The following is a 17,131-nucleotide window of genomic DNA, read 5'->3' on the forward strand; positions in this document are numbered from 1 at the left end:
ATGAACAAAATACCAAGTGACCAAAATGAATTATTTGAACTTTCTAAAATGATTGTACCAGGTGGAGTTCATTCACCAGTTCGATCCTTTAAAGGTTTACATACAACTCCACGATTTATTGAAAAGGCCCAAGGCGCTTACATTTTCGATACTGAAGGTAACTCCTATATCGATTTTTGTATGTCTTTTGGGCCCTTAATTCTAGGACATAAAGACGAAACAGTTGAAGAAAAACTTGTTGATGCTCTAAAAAACGGATGGAGTTATGGAGCGTGTGAACCCTATTCATTAAAGCTCGCAGGACTCATCGTTGAAAAAATTCCTTTTATTGATCAAATTCGTTTTGTTAATTCTGGAACTGAAGCAGTTATGACGGCCCTTAGACTCGCTAGAGGTGTTACAAATAAATCAAAAATATTAAAATTCAACGGCTGTTATCATGGACATGTTGACTCGATGTTAATTAAGGCAGGCTCAGGATTGGCCGGTAGTGCAGAGGCCTCCTCTGCTGGAATTCCTGAGAGTATTGCGAAAGATACACTCATTTTGGAACTTGGAGATGTAGATGGTGTCAGAGAATGTTTCGAACGAAACGGCAATGATATTGCCGCCATTATCATTGAGCCACTTCCGGCCAATAATGGACTACTTATTCAAGATGTAGAGTTTTTAGAATTTCTCAGAGAGATAACTATAGCAAATAAATCATTGTTGATCTTTGATGAAGTCATTTCAGGATTCAGACTAGGTTTTGGAGGGATGGCCCAAACAACGGGAATAACACCAGATATCGTTACTTATGGGAAAGTAATTGGAGGAGGACTTCCAGTGGGTGCAGTCGCTGCGAAAAAAGAGATCATGTCTCATCTAGCTCCAATTGGAACCGTTTACCAGGCCGGAACTCTAAGTGCAAACCCTCTTGCGATGGTTGGGGGGCTTGCGACTCTTGAAAAACTTGATGATGAATTTTACAAGAATTTAGAAGAAAAAACCCAACGTCTCAAAGAAATATTCTTAGATTGGCTTCAGAACTATAAAAATGGTGTGTTCTCTCATTTTGAGTTCATCAGTAAAAGTTCTCTGTTTTGGATTGTGCCAAAAAATAATATTAGAAAAGTAAGTGACATTCCCTCTAACCTCACGGAGTTATTTGCACCTCTATTTGAAGAACTCTTAACTCGGGGAATTTATCTATCTCCTAACGCATATGAAGTTGGATTTATGAGTGCCTCTCATAATGATTTGGTTTTAGATGATCTCAGAAAGAGATTATGGAGCTAAACAAGCAAAAAATTGATACTATTCAACTTCTGGCCATTGCTTGGTCATTTTTTCTCTTCCTCCTGGGTGGATGGTGGATATATTTACTCTTTTCTTTGGGAGATGCACTTAAACGTTTAGCAGAAATCGACTCATCAACTTTCAATTACGATCGTTTTACCTGGATGATAAAATGGGAAGGGGGGGTTTTTTTCGCGGCCATCCTAATCATATCGATTGCTCTTTTTTATCTGATTCAACAGGACCGAATGCGTAATAAGTCTATCCAGAAGTTTTTTGCGGCCATGACCCATGAGCTTAAAACACCTCTGGCAAGTGTGAGGCTACAGGCCGAGGTTTTGGAGGATACAAAAGACCAGGAGCAAACTAAAAAGCTTATCAATCGTCTGATAGATGATACTAAAAATTTAGAAACTCAGCTCGATAAAGTCTTACAACTCTCACGATTAGAACTTGATGGAAATTTCAACCTTGTAAAAGTTGAAGTTAATAGTCTAATTGAATTATTTCATAAAAGATGGGCCCCTGAAATTAACGTTCAAATGGTGCATTCAGACAATAAGAATTTACTTCTTAATGTAGATGAATTTGCATTAGAGCTTATTTTTAGAAACCTTTTCGAAAATACTAAACGCTATTCTCAGGAAAAGAAATGTAAAATAGAATTAAAAACAGACAATAACTTCAACAGAATTTTCTACACAGATAGTGGTGATTTTAAAGGTGAAAAAGATCAAATTGGCACTCTTTTTTACAAACATAATTCAAAAAAAGGTTCAGGAATTGGGCTCTATCTTATAGATAAACTCATGTCAAAAATGCATGGTGATATGAAGATTAAAAATTATTCTCCCTTTTGTGTTGAACTCATTTTTCCAAAGTCCACAGGGGCCAGTTTATGATGATGACCAAAGTTCTCATTGTAGAGGATGAAACAAATCTAGGAGCAACATTAAAAGAGTACTTGAAGACACTCGAGTACGATACCTTTTGGGCCGATACTGTTTCAAATGCCAAAGAATTATTTAAAAGTGAGGATCCAAATATTGTATTGATGGACATCGGACTGCCCGATGGGAATGGATTAGATCTTGCAAGAGAATTCAGAAATCAAAGAAAGGATTTTGCGTTATTATTTTTATCAGCACTTAATGATCCTCAAACTAAAGTTGAAGGGCTTGAAATTGGAGCTGAAGATTACATTACGAAACCTTTTGCCTTAAAAGAGTTAGTACTTAGGCTCAATAAAATTTTAGGCCAGCAAGCTCAGGCCTATGAATTGCCAAAAGAGCTCATTTTTGGGCCCTTAAAAATTTGGTTCAAGAAATATGAAGTTCAAGATGCCCATGGTGAAATTATACCTCTTTCACAAAAAGAGTGTGCTATTTTACAACTACTTTATAAAGAAAAAGGAAATGTCTTGTCTCGTGAAGAAATCATCGAAAACATTTGGTCTATTAACGATAGTTATCCATCAAATCGTACAGTTGATAATTATATTGTTAAATTGCGAAAATGGTGTGAGACAGATGAACATAAAAATCTTGAAATTCAAAGTGTAAGAAGTATTGGATATAAATTAATTATAAAAGAGGATGAGTAATGGGATTATTTGAAGAGAGATTAAAAAATGCAAATGGAAAAACTCAAATACCTGTGTGGTTTATGAGACAGGCCGGACGCTATCATGATCACTACCAGAACATTAAAAAAAATTCAGATTTTATGACGATGTGTAAAAATCCAGAACTTGCTTGTGAAGTGACAATGGGCCCAATTGATGAGTTCGATTTTGATGCTGCCATTTTGTTTTCAGATTTACTCTTTCCATTAGAACAATTAAATCTAGGTCTCAACTATTTACAAGGCCCACCAAGGCTGTCAACGCATCTTCAAACAATGGAAGATTTGAAAAAAATTGAAGTTACTGAAAATTCAGGAATATTTTATAAATTTCAAAAAACAGCTTGTGAGTTATTGAGAAATAGACTCCCACAAAATAAAACACTGCTTGGTTTTGTGGGTGCTCCCTTTACCCTTTATACTTACGCTGTTGAAGGGTCACATTCAGGAAACCTTGTGAGTTCAAAAATAGGATTTGACGATGGAAGATTTCAGTCTTTCATGGAAGTTCTCATCCCTGAACTCGTTCAGGAAATGTCTTTACAAGCACAAGGCGGGGCAGATGCAATCTGTTTATTTGATACAGCTGTAGGAGAACTAGATTTATCACAATTTAAAGAGTTTGCTCTTCCAACAATAAAAAATGTATCTCAACAATTCAAAAAACTCCATCCTGACAAGAAAATAGTTTATTATTCTAAGCATACTCATTTAGACTACTTAAATGCTATTGAAGATAAGAACATTGATGTACTAGGAATTGATTGGCGAGTAAATCTCTCTCAAGCGTTGAATGAACTTGGTGATCGCTATTATATACAGGGAAATATTGATCCTGTGACTCTTCACAGAGATTGGATACATATTCAGAAAAAACTAGATGATACCTGGAATCAACTTCAGAAAGAAAACGTGAATTTTTCAAAGTGGATTTGTGGTTTAGGACATGGAGTTCTTCAACATACTCCAAAAGAAAATGTAAAAAAAGCTGTTGAGTATATACATAATAACTTTCATTATTAAGACATGGATATAAAAAAAGAGCTTATAGAGTCACTCTCTATCGTCGGAAGATTTTCGAATTACCCCCTTGTGAGTCAGTGGAATAATCAAGCTGATTCACATCTGTGGTTAAAATCAATAGAAAATGAGATTAAACTTGAAAATGAGTTTGATCTCTATCTTCACATTCCATTTTGCGAGACACTTTGTACTTTTTGTGGCTGTAATATTAATGTAACCAAAGATCATCTTTTGGTTGAACATTTTTTATCTTCTATTGAGCGTGAAACTCTTTTTTATTCAAATTTGGGTAGACCTCAGCTTAAGAATCTTTTTTTAGGAGGAGGGACTCCAAATTTTCTAAATCCAACTGAACTTAAGATACTCATGAATTCATTGATTAAATTAGGATTGTATCAGGATACCCAAATCCACATGGAACTAGATCCTCGCTTTATTGATCATGATCTTTCTCATTTTCTAATGGACTACAATGTTCAGAATGTGTCCATGGGAGTGCAAGATTTTAATCAATTAGTGCTTACAAACGTTAATCGTCCTCAAAAATTTCAGCAAATAAAAGAGGCCCTAGATCTACTTAGAGAACATAATGTCAAACATATCAATCTAGATTTTATATATGGTCTCCCCTATCAAACTCCAGAGTCACTCATCCACACAATGGGCCGAAACTGGGAACTGAAACCAGACAGCGTCACACTCTACCCTTTTTTCAATGTACCCTGGCAGACTAAGGGGAAAAACGCATTTGGTGAGGGTAAAGAATTTCCAGCTGAGCAATTAGTAGAAATGCAACTGGCCTGTCACAATACGTTGAGAGAGCTTAGCTATGAGCTCATTAGCTTTGGCCATTATGTGCATAAACATTCAAAAAGATATCAACTTTATTTAAATCAACAGTTATCAAGAACCTATATGGGACATTACCCAAATCGCTCAGAGATTCTGATTCCTCTTGGGCCTTCGGCCATTGGACACACAAAAGATGTACTCATTCAAAATACAAGGGCCTACCCAAAATATTTGTCCATGCTTGAACATGATAACTGGCCAATTGAAAGAACTCACTCTCGAAACGAAGAAGAATACAATAAAAGTAAATTATTTGAAAAATTAAGCTGCAATATCACAAAAACTCAATCAGAGCGTCTCCTGCTTAAGAAAGCTTTATCTCTCTTGTAGAAGATGAATCATTCTCCCTTACGAATTCATAGACAATAGCAATCAGAAATATCAAGTGAACTACTCGCAGCTAAAGCAAGCGAGCTTCCAACTCGTTAGCGACCTAAGCCGCAACTCGTTTTCTTTTTTGACGACTCGACACCTGTGCCCTTTTAGGTTTCCCCGCATCCGGTCTTATTTTGGCTCCTCGTCCACTATCTGATTTTGGGCGCAAAACACCTTTGTCAGACAACTCCGTTCCAGAGTTAAGTAACAATTTTACTGCTCTTTTTTTGATGACTTTTGCTGCATTTCTGTCAGCGTTATCCATATGACCGCACGATACACACTTGAATTCGCTCTGGGACAATCTGTTGTCCGAGTGAGTGTGGCCGCAGTTGGCACACTCTTGTGATGTATATGCTGGATTTATTTTGAAAACAACTTTTCCTTTTCTTCGGCCCTTGTATTTTAACTGGGTTTCGATTTTATGCCAGGCAACGTTTAAAATTTCTCGATTTAAACCTGATTTTTGCTTAACCCTCTTTCCTGGTTTCTTTTTTGTACCTTTTGCACTTTTGGTTTGATTTTTAGTCAGAAGTGCTTCGAGAATATAAATTTTTTTATCCTCCAAATCCACAAGTTCTCTTGTGATGTGATGAATTGAGTTTTCTCGAATGTTCGCCACTTTTTTATGAAGTTTTGCTATTTTTAATTTTCTCTTTTGACGACGCTTTGAATCTTTTTGTTTTTGTCTTGCAAACATTTCTTGCTGACGTTTAATTCGATTTTGATATCTTTTTAAACCACTAAGAGCATGGTCTTTAAAATGAAGGTCCTTTTCGTCCGTAGCAACGGCGATTTTAACACCACGATCTATCCCAACAATTTCAGACTCTAACTCGTCTTGTGTTTTATTTTTTTGGATATACTCAAGCCACTCTTTTCTATCTGACTTCTCAGCGTTTTTCTTTTCTTCTTTTCCATAACAAAAGGAAACTGTAAATTCTCCTGATGGAAGTTTTTTAATTCTAAGGGAATTTGGAAGGCCGTACTGGAGCCACTTTTTATCGTGCCAATTCACCGCCAAATAACCTATGTTATTCCTCTGAGTTCCGATAAATAATTTTAGCCCCTCTGATGTGTTATCAACTCTAAATAGTTCACGAGTTAAGTGAATCGTCATTCCTCTACCATGTTTTTTTCGCTTAGGTCTTCCTCTTTCGGGGATTTTAAAAAACTGTTGATATGAAGCATACCAATTTGAAACTGAGTTTCTAAGTATCTGTGAGGGAACATCTTTTAAAAAAGGTGATAAAACATCGTCTTTGTACTGTGAATATTGTTGATCAGGTTTTGGATAGGTACCAATTGAGAGATGTTTTCTCGCAAATTTCCTAAGGTAGCGGTCCTCATCGCATTTTGCATTCCAAACAAATTTTGCGCCCCCCATCCAAGAACACAAAATGTCTTTTTGTACCTTTGTGGGTTGTATGTGAAATTTAATACCGCTTAACAATACATTCTCCCAATTTTTCTACTTGATATGATATATCACAATGTATTATAAATGTCTAATCTAACTTATAAAATAGAGGTTAAAATGAGCGATTACCCATGGAGAACTGGAAGAAAATGTGTTTTTAAGAATTATGTTCATCTAGTCTTAATTCCAAAATATAGAAAAAAGATTTTTAATAATGATATGTTAAACAGGTGCGAAGAATTAATAAAAGAGACTTGCGAACAGATGAGTTGTGAACTAATCGAATTTAATGGCGAAGATGACCATATCCACGTAATGGTCAATATCCATCCCAAATGGGCAATATCCAATTTTGTTGGAAAAATTAAGGGAAAAACATCTTATTTTATGAGGAAAGAATTTTGGTCTTCTGTAAAAAATAAATTATGGGGAGATCATTTTTGGAGTCCAAGTTATTGTGTTGTTTCTGTTGGTGGAGCGCCTATTGATATTGTTAGAAAATATATAGAAAATCAAAGAATACCAGTAGAAGAAAAACACGCAAAAAAATCTAAATCAATGAAGTCGTAAATTCTCACCGAAGGGCGTTTTGCTTGACTCAGGGCTAAAGCATCTGAGATTGCGCAAAACTCGCGTTCAAACAGCATACACAAAGTAAACTATTGTTGGACTTTATCTAGTAATGTCTCTTCTCCCTTTTTGAATTTCAAATGACATGTCAGATCACTTGCAATTTCAAGGGATCCTGAATCAAATATACCTTCAGAATATGTTTCAACTCCATTCGTTCTGGCCTTTATATATCCATTATTATCTAAAGTCCAAGACGTCGTTGCACTTGAACCTGTTGTAGGGGTTAAAGCTCTTAACGTTTTGACTTGCCCATTGCTCCCTCTTCTGTATTGTAATAAAAGTATCCCATTATCTTTACCAATTTTTGTCTTACAATAAGTACCGTCTGTTGCATTTAGAGACAAATCTGATAATTTTTCTCCTTTGGAAATACTTATTGGTTCAGGAATCGTTGGAGCTGACGAATCAACGGGAGTGAGACAATTTACATTCTTGTATTCATAACCACTCACACAAGTGACATTTGATATGGCCTTAATACACTTATCAATTGCATCACTGGCCCCACTTCCTGGACTATTTGTTGCCGCCTCAGTAATCGTGAATGAAATATCTTGGACGTTTGTTGTATTAAATTGTCCACTAATATTATATTTAGTGCATTTAATCATAGTATTTTGAACGACTTCTTCAACATCTTCAGTTTCACCATCTGGTGTATCTTGGGGTTGGGATTGCGGAAAACTAACTGGATCAGGTTCGTTTTCAATTGTTGTTTCTGGTGGATTTTCATAAGTCGAATATGCTATTGTTGACGCCCCATTATGAGTAAGCACTTTTAACTCTTGGAAGTCATAAACTTCATTACGACATTTTAAACTAACTCTAAAGTTTTCTTCGAAGTATGTTTGGGTTAAATTATAACTTGATGGTATAGAAAATCCCTGCGTAAAGTTTAAGTTTTGTTGAAACAATTTTCTGTAATCAGATTTGTCCTCTGCCTTATTGTTATCTTGATTATTTTCGAAATTTTTCAATACAACAGTTATATCTTGGCCAGAATTATTTTGATAAATGGCCTCTAGCTTACAACTTTTTGAATGCTTAACCTGATAAAAACCGACCAAATTAACATTTACAGAATCGACTTTATTATCTTTTACGTTTATTTGTAGACCTTCTTCTCCATTCGCCCCAAATGATGCTGAGAATTCCACAAGTTCAGGTTTACCAATTCTTTTAGTATTAAAAGTACTGCCACCTTGATAAAAAGGATGTTTTCCATCTGAATAACTTGCTTCCATTCCTCTTATTCCTCCATTATTTCTGAAAGAATAATATTTCTGAATATCATTTTGGTTTATATCCTCAATAAATTTCCCTGCTGAATCCTTTTTAGGATAAGTTTCAGTGCTACCGTTTTCATTAGAGATACTTACCCCTCCCGTGTGTCCTTCACCTAAGCATTTTAACTGCATAGAGGCATTTACTCCAAAAGGAGATTTTATCTTAATTGATCCACTTTTACTGATACTTGAGTTGAGAGGACCTGGTGCTTTTCCAAATCCCTCTACAAAACGTGGATAATTGGTACTGCCGATTCCGTAACTCTCTCCATAATACTCATTATACTGAGTAGAACCAACTGGAGAACTGTTATAGGTTTCACAAGCTGAATAAAAACCATCATTATCTGAGGCCTCTTTTTGACAAGGAAAGTGGACATCTATCCAACATACACTCACATTTTTAGCGGTGTATTTGTAATCCACAGAATCACCACCATTTATTGCTGTATCAGTAGAAAATTCAATATTTCCCTCAACCTGATCTATTTTTCTGTAGCTAAAATCAATTGTTTTATTGTGAACAATCAAATAATTTGCTTCATTGTACCAATCACTGGTCGAACCATCCGAATAAATATAGACAGCATGCGCTTTACCTGGAAGATATTCATTACATTGTATTTCAAATGATTTTGCGAGATTATCTAATATTTTCTGTTCTCCTGGAACCAATTGAACAAACTTATATCCTCCAGGAATATAACATCTACCTTCAACACGATCTCCATCTGGATCAATGAAACCTAATTTATCTTCTGGAAAATCGATTGTGATAATTGGTTTTTCTCCTTCATACCAATATCCCTTACCATCATACCAGTTTTGAGTTATCGATATATCATTGACAGAGAAGTCTGATGTCTGATCTGTAATAATTTTTGTACAGTACCAATCAATTTTGGTTGATCTTGTGTTTTCAACACATTCATAACCACTATTCGTATAAAGTTTATTAGAGACTAGTCCCAATGTGGTATCTGAAATTTCTAGATTTGAGTTGTCTACATTACAAATATCGCTCTGCTCATTTTTTCCATTCGAACATATTTCACAAGAAGAGGTTGCTACGTCCCATCCTCTGTTCATACCACAGTGAAACTCACATTTATTATCGGCCGCATCAACGCTGAAGTGTTGCCAATTCGTATCCTGGGATAAATCAAGTTCATCTGTTGAATCATGGGAGTCCCAATTATTGGCCCCTCTTTCGCCAGAGGGAGGATTAATACATGCCGCATTTACTGAAAACATGGCAACTGATTTCATTTCATTGCTTAACTCATTTTGGATTTCTTTAAGTGGTTCAATATTTTTTTGAGGAGCAGGTGGTTCAACATAGACAGTACATGTTTTACTCATTGATTGATAAACATAACCAGATTTACACTTGTACTCACACTTTCTAGATGTGTTATCTTGTGAAAACTGCCAGTCAACTGTATTGGGCACAGCTGTGCTGTCAAGCACACCATCATCGCCTCTTTGAATCAGTGTATTATCTGGTATTGATCCTGAACAATGTCCCCACACGATTACTCTTTGCTCTAATTGAGTAGTTGAATTGCTATTCACATTTTGAGTTTGAAATAACTGACTTGTGGAACCTACATCTATATTTTTCTGCTCATCGCCCTGCAAACTCTGCATTTCTTGAAGGAAGTGAGATTCTTTATAACCTTCATTGTCCCCATATCCCTGTGCTAGGCGATAAGCATAATCATCCACATTAATACCTAAACTCGCATATTTACTGGTAATATTTTTAAAGTACGCTAAAATCCAATCAGGAACAACAGTCGCATTTTTTTGTTCAACAGATTGATCATTGACTTCTTTAATTTCAAATTCTAGTTTGAAAGCTGAATATTCTTGATCAACACAATTTGCGACCGGTGTCGCAACAGGGTTTTTAAAATCAATAGGAAGATCCTGGCAAGATTCCTTACCCATAAAATCAATTTTGTATGGACAAGAGTTATTCAAGACATACTCTGTTGAATTGCCCGAAATGCTTATTTTAACTTTAGCTGATTTTAGTTCATTGACCTCTGGTTGACTCTCAAGCCATTCACGACAAGACATTCCTGATTGAGGGTATAGATCAAAAAGAACCTTTGAAGCATCGATTTGTTCTGTATCGACCCAACGATTTAAGCTCATCTGTCCGTTATTTTGATCCTTGAAATTATCGAAAACATCCTGTTCAGTGTCTAATAGCTTATTTCCGGCATAGTTTTGTTGAGTTTTGTCTTGAATTTGAGATTTCTTAGAACCACCACTTTGTGGTACACAAGAAGTAAGAACTACAATCAATATTGCCCAAGTTAGTAGTTTCACACACGACCCCTCTAATATAATTGGCCCTCTATTTCTTCGGAATAAAAACGCTATATACTGAGTAATTTAATCTTGTTTTTACCCCGAATTCCCCAATTCATACATTCTAATGAATTGATCAGTTTCCAAGATAAACAAATTTAAAATCTATTAAAAATTAGATAGTTATTACTGAAGCGAAATTTCAGTTTTACAAAGAACTGTGTCCTGTAGTTGGCGCTTTTGAGATAATTTTGTAACGACCTGAGAATAATGTATCTGATTGAATTTATTTTACTGAAAATAATCCTCTTACTTTAATAAACTAACTGGAGTTAAATTCAAATCCTTTGATTTTCTAAAATATTTTTGACATGACCTTATAAGTTCCCTCTGTGCAATATTAATTACCTCTTTTGAAGAAAAAGGAGTTAACTTAATCATTCCTCTTTTGGGGATCTCAAGCTCTCGAAATAATTTCTTACTTTCATATAAAAGTAATTTTTTTGCCATATCTGTAACAACTTCTGAAACTTTTAAGTTCATACCTGAATTTGATAGCATTTGATCTATGAGATGCATTCCACGATTTAAAGAGGTTATTTCTTTTTAAATAGGCCATTTTTTCTTTATAAGAAATTCAATATAATCTTCAAGAGAGTTAATAAAATACATAAATATTTTCGCATAATAAAATCCTTAAGCTAATCATATTCTTAAATTCTTTTCACGAAATTTGAATTGTATATTTTACCAATAGTGTCTTGAAAGAAGACATCTGCCCATGATAAAAAAATGCTATATTTTCAATACGTTAGATAATACTGCTCAAATATTTAGTAGGAAGTAAGGTATGATATAAATATGGAAAATTTCTCTTTCAAGAAACCTCTCTCAAGGGGGTGTTAAAAAAATCTAATTCTAGATCCGAATTCTCACATATTTTTGGCATTCTTTGAGGGATCACACCCGTGTGAAATAATTTCTCATCACCTCTTTCACAAATCAACTGTGAAGTAATGACATCTCCTTGAACACCAGTTATTTCTCTAATTTCTGCAAGAACTCGTCCTGTTCCTTTTTCACTTTTTAAATGAATGATAAAATCAAGTGCCGATGCGATTTGTCTTCTAATGGCCACGATTGGAATGTTGAGACCGGCCATCATTAAAAGAGTTTCAATTCGTGTGAAACAATCTGCAGTTGAATTTGCATGGATGGTACTTAAACATCCTTCATGTCCAGTATTCATTGCTTGAAAAAGATCAAACAGTTCTGGCCCTCGTGTTTCCCCTATTACAATACGATCAGGTCTCATCCTTAATGAGTTTTTAACTAAATCTCTCATTGAAACACTCTGAGAGGAATTAATATTGGCACCTTTGGTTTCCATTTTTACGCAGTTGGGGTAGTTGAGAGTTAATTCAAAAGTATCTTCAATACAAACAATTCGTTCATGTTGAGATACTTCTCTCAGAATCAAGTTTAGAAAGGTAGTCTTTCCCGAACTTGTCCCTCCAGATATCATAATATTCATTTTTGAGCTAATTAGTGACTTGATAAATGTTACCCATTTTGGCCCTAGTTCAAATACTTGAGGATTATCATCAAAACTTCTTAACACACTAATATGTTTTCTTATCGTGATGGCCGTTATTCCTCTTGTAAGGGATCCTAGAACAATATTTATTCGACTACCATCTGGTAGAAAACCATCTAACAAGGGATAATCTGCATTTAAAACTTTTTGATTTAGATGGGCCACGGACTGTGAAAACTCATCAATTGCTTTTGAATTAATACTTGTTTCTAACCTTGTGAACTTACCGTTTCTTTCCACGAAAATATAACGTGGGCCATTTATAATTATTTCCGTAATTCCCTTCTTATCCGCCAAATTATTGAGAAGTTCCCATATAGGATTTTTAACATCGATTTCCATTTAAATCTCCAAAGAACAAAAAAAGTCAGTATCAGATATAGAAAAACCATATGAGAGGAGATTTCGAATAATTTCATCTCTATTTCGATCTGTAAGATCTCCCCACAATTCATTAAATTTTATCCCGTCATTAATTTTATCTTTTAATTTATTAAATCCATAATATTCTACGAAATGATCAATTATTATATATATCCAATCAATGTAGGGAGTTCTCACTTTCATTAATTTTAAAATATCTATCACTTCTGGTAATATTCCACTGTATATATGGTTTTTTTCACTTTTATACCTGGCCATTTCAAAATAAAAAAGAAGTAGATAATCACGATGGTGGCCATCTACTGAGAAATTCTGAAATTTTTCAAGATTTTTTTCTATTCCTCGAACAATTGATAAATTTGTATGGTCGGGATATTTATTATTACTGGCATAAGTAAGATAACAGGCCATCATTCTTTCCCTAAGCCCACTAAAACCAATTGATTTAATAATTTTTTCAATATTAGGATGACTGTCAATATCTTTTGTAACCCGTAAGAATAGTCCACTAAATCCCGGGTTGTAATAAAGATATTCTGTAATAAAATTATTAATATTGGGGAGATTGTTAATATTCAATCCTAATAAGTAAGATAGTTCTTTTGGGAGTATAATGCTCGGATATTGAATAATCTTCTCCTGATTAAACTAAAGCTACCATTATTATATCTTGCTTCTTGTGGTTATCAAGACGTTAATATGGTACTTTTTAAACTCATGAGGTTAATAAGGATGAATACTTTCCACTATTTAAAGGTAAAATTTGAATCCTTAGATATTATTGCTATAGAAGAAAATCTTTCTTCTGTGAATGTTTCACAAAGGCCATGCTATGTTGATGCTTCATCTATTAATCTTGAACAACTTATGGAGTTGATTAACAATTTGGCGACAGTATTTAAATATCTTAATCTACACCCTAAGTTCCCCTATCCTTTTTATATAATAACAAAACTCATTGAAAATCATGAAACATTTCCGATAGTGGCGTCTGAAAATGATCTTCCAACTCATTTTCTTCAGACAGCAAAAAGATTAACACCTAGGGAAAGTATGTTACAAAATAAAATTCAGATTTTGCAACGACGTCTAATAAATATTAATTTTTACGAAAAAATAGAACAATTGAAAGAAATTCAAAGAGAGCAAACAAAATTGTCTGATACATCAAAAGAAGAATATTTCTATCACAATATTTTACTTAAAATCAAAGAACAACAAAAGTTGAACATATGAAAAAAAATGGACGAGACATTACGGGAATCCGAAAAAATCTAAGGGGATTTGAATCAGTTTTAGACTTAGTATCTTCTGATGTTGAATACAAGAAAAGAAGAATGCGAGAATTAAAAAATAAAGGAAAAAATCAAGAAATAAGGGACTTTGAATATTTTAATTTCCTAGAAAACGAACTTGAAAGATTAGTTGCTCTGGATTGTTTTTTCTCAAATAAAATACATAATCTTAATGAAAATTCTAACTTAAAATTTCTCATTCAAGAACAGAATGATAAAAAAGACATCTCAAAATTTGAACTGATTGAAAAATTGCTCGAAAAAGATGGAAGTTTTATTCGAAGGCTCTCCCACCTTTTTGATTCTAGTTTTAACTAATGGGTATTTAAAATAATTGGCCCTCCGACATGTGCATAGTCTTCAAGAGAGAGATTATTAAAGTCATAACCTTCAAGATGTTCAATCAAAATCATGCGGATATATTTTTCAATCCCTGAAATATTTTCAAGTCCATAAGAGGCCACAAAAGAAGATATTTTTTCGAGAAGTACTTCATTCTTTTTCACTCTTCCCTCAATATCTACGAAAATGCTTGCAAACTTTTTAAATTCTTCAATTGTGACGGCCAGTTTGGGTTCATTATTTACAACTGAAGTACCCAATGTGTAGTTTGCAAATGAACTTAAAATGAGTGCTTCAAAATCAATGTCTTGTAGGTTGTAATTGAGGTAATATTCGTCTTGTATTCTTCCTGAATTGATGAGTTCTTCATATGTTTCAAAAAATTTTTGTATAAATGGAAGCATTTGGCAAAATGTATCTTTTTTAGAAACCCACTTATGGTAAATAACCAGATGATCAATCGCTTTTGTTTGTTCTTTTGACTCATCTCCGAGAGAGAGTTTAGGAGGTTTATCAAAAGAAAAATCTAAATATTCACACCAGTTTTTTCCTAAAAAAGACTCAAATTTAGTTTCAAATTTTGTCTTATTTAATTCTTTTTTAATATCTTTAAGTACAAGTTGAATTAGTGATTTTCCAATTTTATAGACTTCGGTGAAATCAAATTTATTAAAGACTAAAAAATCTTTATCGCTATGGTTTGAAAGGATATAATCAAGCCCAAGAGTTAAAAAACTACATGTTATTTTACCGATTCTGTTTGCTGCAACGGCACCATCTTTAAGAGCATCGTTTGATGATAGAGTTGAGTTGACTAATCTAATAAAATTGAAATGCAAATAGTCTAGTCGATTTTCATCTTGAATTTTTGCAAGTTCTGCTCGAACACTTCCAAGTTCTTGTTGGTAAGGAATAATTGTCGAGCGAGGAAGAGATTGTCCAAGTGAAAGTCTATTTAGGTTGATCTTGGCATTTTCTTTTTTAGTAATAAAATGCTTAATCAGTGATTCATTTTGGTAGGTGGCCTCAACTTCTAAGGAATCAAAATAATCAACAAGCCCATAATCTCTTAAAAATTCTTTTTTATGTACGTAAGCTTCTTCTTGCAATGATAGATATGGTTCATTCACATACTTAAATATCAGAGCATAAGCATTTTCAACTCCCAAGTCCGAATAGAGTTGGCGCAGGAACATTTTTACTTCATCAACAAAGTCAAACTCTTCATCATATTCAAATAGAAGCTGAGTGTCATCTGTTAGAAAATAATAGTCATGGTCTGGATATTGGGGGTCCTCAGTATCAAAAGTCCAAATATTGAAACGAGATTTAAGAAAGAGAAAAAATTCTTCACTTTTAACAAATTCAGAACGCACATCTTCATCATCGACAAGGGAATAAGTTTGAAGCCAATACTGAAAAGAATTTACATCAACTTCATCTTTTTTCCATAAATCCAAATCTAAAAAGACCTTTCTTTGGTCACTGGAAAGTTTACTTAACACTTTGCTCACAATTTCAGGAGTATTTGATTTAATAGTCATATAAAGAGGTTGAACTGGAAGATTTGAAAAAGTCATTCCCTTTTCAACAATTTTCTCAAGGTCATCAAGGGATTCATAAGACTTGGCCTCTGTAAAAACACGTTCAATAATATCGAGCTGGCCAACAATTAAATCTTTCTTCTTAGTCATCTATAGTTTCCACAATGTAGTCATCATCATTATTATAAAATTCAATTTCTTGAGCTTTTGTTGTACCGCGAACAGGAGAAGAGAGAGATTCAGTAATATGATCTGCATCCTCTTGATCTTCAAATGACAGTTGTCTAGTGCTTGCAAGAAATTTCTCTTGTTTTGTGATATACTTCATGATGGCCATCTTGTGGAGTACATTTTGAATTTCTTTTTTGGCACCTTGACTTATTTTTTTTTCATAGAATGATCTACTAAACACTGCAGGATTTGGAAGAATCAGAGCTAAAAAGGCACCTTCTTCAGGTAAAAGATCTTTTGGTAATTTTTTGAAATAAAATTTTGACGCATTTAAAATCCCATATAATCCTGGCCCATATTCAATTGTATTCAAGTATAGTTCCAATATTCTTTCTTTAGAGAGATTTTGTTCCATAATAAGTGTGAGATAAAATTCTCTTATTTTTCGTAAAATATTTCTTTTTGAAGTAAGGAGATAGTTTTTAATAAATTGTTGAGAAATTGTACTTGCTCCACGCAATTTTGCACCTTGAAAGTAGTCGTATAATGCAGAACCAACTTGAGTTAGATCTACTCCATGATGCTCAAAAAAGTTCCAGTCTTCATTAATCTGAATTGCATAATAGGCGTTTGGAGAAATTTCATTGAGTGAAACCCAACTCTTGGGTTGAGTTTTAGTAAAGTGATATTTGGCCTGAGCATCTTTGTCTAGAGTATAGGTGATAAAGCCTTTATCTAATTTGCTTAAACTGAACACATTATCAATTTCTAAATAAATTGGAAGACAACCAATGAATAGTGAAATCACCAAAATGGCCCGAAACATTATCTAGTCACTCCTTATTTTTGACACGTAATACTATACAAATTTGATTTCAACGTAAACACCACTCATACATTTTACATTTTTTTTAGATTCTTACCAATAATTGCTCAAATTGGATGCCAAGTTCAGTCTATTTAGATAGTCTTGGCCGTCCTGA

15 protein-coding genes are annotated in these 17,131 nt (G+C 34.0%); 8 read left to right on the top strand and 7 right to left on the bottom strand.

Going from position 1 to position 17,131, the window contains the following annotated elements; translation table 11 throughout:
* From H6622_09930 to H6622_09950, 5 genes are read left to right on the top strand one after another with little or no spacing between them, the layout of a single operon-like run.
* A complete protein-coding gene (locus H6622_09930) occupies positions 1 to 1,281 on the top strand; it encodes a glutamate-1-semialdehyde 2,1-aminomutase (protein ID MCB9061829.1) in 1,281 nt (426 codons plus the stop codon).
* Positions 1,272 to 2,183 carry a HAMP domain-containing histidine kinase gene (locus H6622_09935; GenBank protein MCB9061830.1) on the top strand — a complete coding sequence of 304 codons (912 nt, stop codon included), beginning with the start codon at positions 1,272 to 1,274 and terminating at the stop codon, positions 2,181 to 2,183. Before H6622_09930 ends, H6622_09935 begins: the two co-directional genes overlap by 10 nt.
* On the top strand, positions 2,180 to 2,884 hold the full coding sequence (locus tag H6622_09940; GenBank protein MCB9061831.1) for a response regulator transcription factor: 705 nt from the start codon (positions 2,180 to 2,182) through the stop codon (positions 2,882 to 2,884). The genes H6622_09935 and H6622_09940 overlap by 4 nt, the downstream gene beginning before the upstream one ends.
* Entirely contained in the window at positions 2,884 to 3,927 is a 1,044-nt protein-coding gene (locus H6622_09945) for a uroporphyrinogen decarboxylase (GenBank protein MCB9061832.1), read from the top strand. The genes H6622_09940 and H6622_09945 overlap by 1 nt, the downstream gene beginning before the upstream one ends.
* A gap of 3 nt (positions 3,928 to 3,930) precedes the next feature.
* Positions 3,931 to 5,109: a radical SAM protein gene (locus H6622_09950; GenBank protein MCB9061833.1), complete on the top strand. Its 1,179-nt coding sequence runs from the start codon at positions 3,931 to 3,933 to the stop codon at positions 5,107 to 5,109.
* A gap of 103 nt (positions 5,110 to 5,212) precedes the next feature.
* Here the strand turns inward: H6622_09950 and H6622_09955 are convergent, their stop codons facing one another.
* Positions 5,213 to 6,541, bottom strand: a complete 1,329-nt coding sequence (locus H6622_09955; GenBank protein ID MCB9061834.1) for a transposase — start codon at positions 6,539 to 6,541, stop codon at positions 5,213 to 5,215.
* A gap of 150 nt (positions 6,542 to 6,691) precedes the next feature.
* Here H6622_09955 and tnpA point away from each other — a divergent pair, with 150 nt between their 5' ends.
* The gene (gene tnpA / locus H6622_09960) at positions 6,692 to 7,144 is read left to right on the top strand and encodes an IS200/IS605 family transposase (GenBank protein MCB9061835.1); all 453 of its coding nucleotides are present in this window, start codon (positions 6,692 to 6,694) and stop codon (positions 7,142 to 7,144) included.
* A gap of 89 nt (positions 7,145 to 7,233) precedes the next feature.
* On the opposite strand, the gene H6622_09965 is transcribed toward tnpA, so the two are convergent.
* The 4 genes from H6622_09965 to H6622_09980 all read right to left on the bottom strand — a co-directional run bounded on the left by H6622_09965 (position 7,234) and on the right by H6622_09980 (position 13,375).
* Positions 7,234 to 10,833: a hypothetical protein gene (locus H6622_09965; GenBank protein ID MCB9061836.1), complete on the bottom strand. Its 3,600-nt coding sequence runs from the start codon at positions 10,831 to 10,833 to the stop codon at positions 7,234 to 7,236.
* A 291-nt stretch (positions 10,834 to 11,124) separates the two neighbouring features.
* Positions 11,125 to 11,358: a hypothetical protein gene (locus H6622_09970; protein ID MCB9061837.1), complete on the bottom strand. Its 234-nt coding sequence runs from the start codon at positions 11,356 to 11,358 to the stop codon at positions 11,125 to 11,127.
* A gap of 334 nt (positions 11,359 to 11,692) precedes the next feature.
* The gene (locus tag H6622_09975; GenBank protein MCB9061838.1) at positions 11,693 to 12,754 is read right to left on the bottom strand and encodes a CpaF family protein; all 1,062 of its coding nucleotides are present in this window, start codon (positions 12,752 to 12,754) and stop codon (positions 11,693 to 11,695) included.
* Positions 12,755 to 13,375, bottom strand: coding sequence for a hypothetical protein (locus H6622_09980; GenBank protein MCB9061839.1), 621 nt, complete (start codon positions 13,373 to 13,375; stop codon positions 12,755 to 12,757). It lies immediately after the preceding gene.
* 153 nt (positions 13,376 to 13,528) lie between these two features.
* Here H6622_09980 and H6622_09985 point away from each other — a divergent pair, with 153 nt between their 5' ends.
* Entirely contained in the window at positions 13,529 to 14,032 is a 504-nt protein-coding gene (locus tag H6622_09985) for a hypothetical protein (GenBank protein MCB9061840.1), read from the top strand.
* Positions 14,029 to 14,409 carry a hypothetical protein gene (locus H6622_09990; protein ID MCB9061841.1) on the top strand — a complete coding sequence of 127 codons (381 nt, stop codon included), beginning with the start codon at positions 14,029 to 14,031 and terminating at the stop codon, positions 14,407 to 14,409. The genes H6622_09985 and H6622_09990 overlap by 4 nt, the downstream gene beginning before the upstream one ends.
* On the opposite strand, the gene H6622_09995 is transcribed toward H6622_09990, so the two are convergent.
* A complete protein-coding gene (locus H6622_09995; protein MCB9061842.1) occupies positions 14,406 to 16,127 on the bottom strand; it encodes a hypothetical protein in 1,722 nt (573 codons plus the stop codon). The genes H6622_09990 and H6622_09995 overlap by 4 nt on opposite strands.
* Positions 16,120 to 16,974 carry a transglycosylase domain-containing protein gene (locus H6622_10000; GenBank protein MCB9061843.1) on the bottom strand — a complete coding sequence of 285 codons (855 nt, stop codon included), beginning with the start codon at positions 16,972 to 16,974 and terminating at the stop codon, positions 16,120 to 16,122. Before H6622_10000 ends, H6622_09995 begins: the two co-directional genes overlap by 8 nt.
* Positions 16,975 to 17,131: the final 157 nt, after the last annotated feature.

The sequence above is a fragment of the Halobacteriovoraceae bacterium genome (assembly GCA_020635115.1).
Taxonomy (GTDB): Bacteria; Bdellovibrionota; Bacteriovoracia; order Bacteriovoracales; family Bacteriovoracaceae; genus JACKAK01.